At 55.7% G+C, this 3,095-nt stretch carries 4 protein-coding genes and 3 tRNA genes; all 7 read left to right on the top strand.

Going from position 1 to position 3,095, the window contains the following annotated elements; all coding sequences use genetic code 11:
- The first annotated feature begins 180 nt into the window (after positions 1-180).
- On the top strand, positions 181-1,131 hold the full coding sequence (gene birA / locus F474_RS22460) for a bifunctional biotin--[acetyl-CoA-carboxylase] ligase/biotin operon repressor BirA (RefSeq protein ID WP_097089799.1): 951 nt from the start codon (positions 181-183) through the stop codon (positions 1,129-1,131).
- Positions 1,128-1,874 carry a pantothenate kinase gene (locus F474_RS22455; RefSeq protein WP_097089797.1) on the top strand — a complete coding sequence of 249 codons (747 nt, stop codon included), beginning with the start codon at positions 1,128-1,130 and terminating at the stop codon, positions 1,872-1,874. The genes birA and F474_RS22455 overlap by 4 nt, the downstream gene beginning before the upstream one ends.
- Positions 1,875-1,881: 7 nt before the next feature.
- Entirely contained in the window at positions 1,882-2,310 is a 429-nt protein-coding gene (locus F474_RS22450) for a hypothetical protein (RefSeq protein ID WP_097089795.1), read from the top strand.
- A gap of 132 nt (positions 2,311-2,442) precedes the next feature.
- Positions 2,443-2,527, top strand: a tRNA-Tyr gene (locus F474_RS22445).
- 24 nt (positions 2,528-2,551) lie between these two features.
- Positions 2,552-2,625: transfer RNA gene (locus F474_RS22440), tRNA-Gly, on the top strand.
- A gap of 26 nt (positions 2,626-2,651) precedes the next feature.
- A tRNA-Thr gene (locus tag F474_RS22435) sits at positions 2,652-2,727 on the top strand.
- An 81-nt stretch (positions 2,728-2,808) separates the two neighbouring features.
- On the top strand, positions 2,809-3,095 hold a 287-nt coding region (locus tag F474_RS22430), incomplete at its 3' end, for a GTP-binding protein (protein ID WP_256577861.1).

The following is a 3,095-nucleotide window of genomic DNA, read 5'->3' as shown; positions in this document are numbered from 1 at the left end:
GGTTTCCCCATGTGAGAGTAGGTCATCGTCAAGATTCAAACCCGCAGAACCCCAATCGTGAAAACGATTGGGGTTTTGTCTTTTATGGGCGAAAAAGCCTTATACCGTTCAGTGCTCAAAGCTTTGCAACGATTACTTCGGTAGCTATCATTCGGGCCGGATTCCAAGGTAGGTTCTGGCATGTTGGCGTTGTTAGAGTTAATGGCGGACGGTCGCTTTCATTCAGGCGAAGCATTGGGGCGCACGCTGGGAGTGAGCCGCAGTGCCGTATGGAAGCAGCTCCAACAATTGGAGGCTGACTATCGAATCCCCGTTTATAAGGTGCGCGGCAAGGGCTACCAGCTGGCATCACCGCTATCTCTGCTCAATGCCGCTCAGTTGCAGGCTGCGCTGGGCGAGCGAGGTGTCGCGGTTACTGTGCATGCGAACCTTGATTCCACGAATGCTGAGGCGCTGCGGCAGATAGCTGCACAACAACAAATGCCGATATTGATTCTGGCGGAAGCGCAGAGCTCGGGCCGCGGGCGGCGGGGTCGTCAGTGGGTGAGCCCGTTTGGTCAAAACCTCTATTTCAGCCTCGGGCTGCGCATTGAGGGTGGTTTGCGAAAGCTCGAGGCCCTGAGCCTTGTGGCGGGGCTGGCAGTGCTCAAGGTCGTCCGTGCTTACGGGGTGCGTGCAGGGCTCAAATGGCCGAACGATGTTTTGGTCGAGGGCAAGAAGATTGCCGGGATCCTGCTCGAGTTGGTAGGCGATCCCGCCGATGTCTGTCATGTGGTGCTAGGTATTGGTATCAATGCCAACATGTGCAATGCCGATGCTATCGATCAGGCTTGGACCTCGTTGCAGCTAGCTAGCGGAAGGCCGGTTGATCGTAACGAGTTGGCCGCAAATTTGTGCGCCGCACTACTGGAATACCTGGAAATACATAATGCTTCTGGTTTCAGCGGGTTGCGTGCAGAGTGGGAAGCAAACCACCTGTGGCAAGGCCGGCAAGTGCGACTGACTTCGGGTGAGCGCCAGGTTATCGGCGTGGCTAGAGGGGTAGACGCTCAAGGTGGCCTGCGCATGGAGGTTGAGGGTGTGGAGCAAGTGTTCAGTGGTGGGGAGTTAAGCTTGAGGTTGGAGCCATGATTCTTGAGCTTGATTGCGGCAACAGTTTCGTTAAATGGCGCGTGCTGAAGGCTGACGGTGCCGTGGTGAGCACTGGAGTGGTGGAAAGCAATAACGAATTGTTGCATGTGCTCAGTGCGGCAAGCGATGTTCATCTGCGCGTATGCAGAGTCGTGAGTGTGCGCAACGAGGAGGAAACCCGCAAGCTGACTGATCTCATAGAGGCTGCGTTTTCCATTCCCACGCACGTCGCACTTCCGGCGCAGGATTGTGCTGGGGTGCGTAACGGTTACGACGACTATCAGCGATTGGGCATGGATCGTTGGGTCGCGATCCTGGGCGCGTATGCGCAAGCCGGCGGGCCATGCGTAGTCATCGACTTTGGTACAGCGGTCACCTCCGATTTTGTGGATACGGATGGCCAGCACTTAGGTGGTTATATCTGCCCCGGCCTGCCGTTGATGCGCAGCCAGTTGCGCACTCATACCCGGCGTATCCGGTACGACGACGATTCGGCGAGCATGGCCAAGGCGCGCCTAGCCCCTGGGACTGCGACTGTCCAGGCCGTGGAGCGGGGTTGTGTGCTGATGCTCCGAGGCTTTGTTGCCACGCAAGTGGAGCAGGCCACTGCACTGTGGGGCAGCCATTATCATCTTTTCCTGACGGGGGGAGACGCATCGCTGGTAAGCGACGTCGCACCGGGCGCTCGCTATATTCCTGACCTGGTATTCAAGGGGCTGGCAATCGCTTGCCCGTTGCCTTGAGGTGCTTATGCGTTGGCTATTCCTGCTATTAATGGTTTTGAACGTATTCTATTTTGGTTGGAGCCAACTCGAGGCGCCCGTGCAGCCCAAGGAAATCGCGGCCTTGGCACAAAAGAAGAACGGGGCGGGTGATATAAAGCTGCTCAGTGAAGCTCCATTGGCCGACAACGCGCGGGCTAACGAGCAGAGCTGTTTATTTCTGGGCGGGCTCCCCTCGGTTGGTCAGGTGGAGAAGATCGCAGCGCAGCTCAAAAGCGCTAAAGTCGATGCGGCTCTCTACCAAACCCATGAGGGCGGTAACCGCTTGTATTGGCTGCGTATCGCTCCTGGCAACAGGGAGGTGGTCGACAATGCATCGCTTTCCGAGGTCATTAGCGATATCAATGACTTGAAACGCAAAATAATGCCATGCGAAGGCATTGCAACTCCTGGATAAGTTGCATAGAATGGCGCCCGCTTCACAGGGATAAGCTACACTGCGAAGCGCTGTCGTAATCGCTAACCTCAAGATTTTAATGAGAAAAAGCTTGACAGTAGGGTGGAATAGGTTAAAATGCCGCCCACGTTCGGAGGGGTTCCCGAGCGGCCAAAGGGATCAGACTGTAAATCTGACGTCTTCGACTTCGAAGGTTCGAATCCTTCCCCCTCCACCAGTTTTAGCGAGAGCTGCAAGCTCCGCGGGTATAGTTTAGTGGTAGAACCTCAGCCTTCCAAGCTGATGATGCGGGTTCGATTCCCGCTACCCGCTCCAAGTTTGCTGTTGTTGCACGGTGTTACGCTCTTGTAGCTCAGTTGGTAGAGCACACCCTTGGTAAGGGTGAGGTCAGCGGTTCAAATCCGCTCAAGAGCTCCACTTTTGCAGAGGCAGATATGAAAATATCTGCCTTTGTTTTATCAGGTGATTCGCTTAAATCTTCCTGCGGAGATCGAGTAGATGGCTAAGGAAAAGTTCGAACGTAACAAGCCGCACGTCAACGTCGGCACCATCGGTCACGTTGACCATGGCAAGACCACGCTGACCGCAGCGCTGACCCGCGTTTGCTCCGAGGTTTTCGGCTCCGCTCGCGTTGATTTCGACAAGATCGACAGCGCTCCGGAAGAGAAGGCTCGTGGTATCACCATCAATACCGCTCACGTAGAGTACGACTCCAACGTCCGTCACTACGCGCACGTTGACTGCCCGGGCCACGCCGACTACGTCAAGAACATGATCACCGGTGC

The organism is Pseudomonas sp. URIL14HWK12:I12 (assembly GCF_003097135.1).
Taxonomy (GTDB): Bacteria; Pseudomonadota; Gammaproteobacteria; order Pseudomonadales; family Pseudomonadaceae; genus Aquipseudomonas.
Note: the sequence above shows the minus strand (reverse complement) of the source record. Positions and strands in the feature narration are given on the sequence as shown.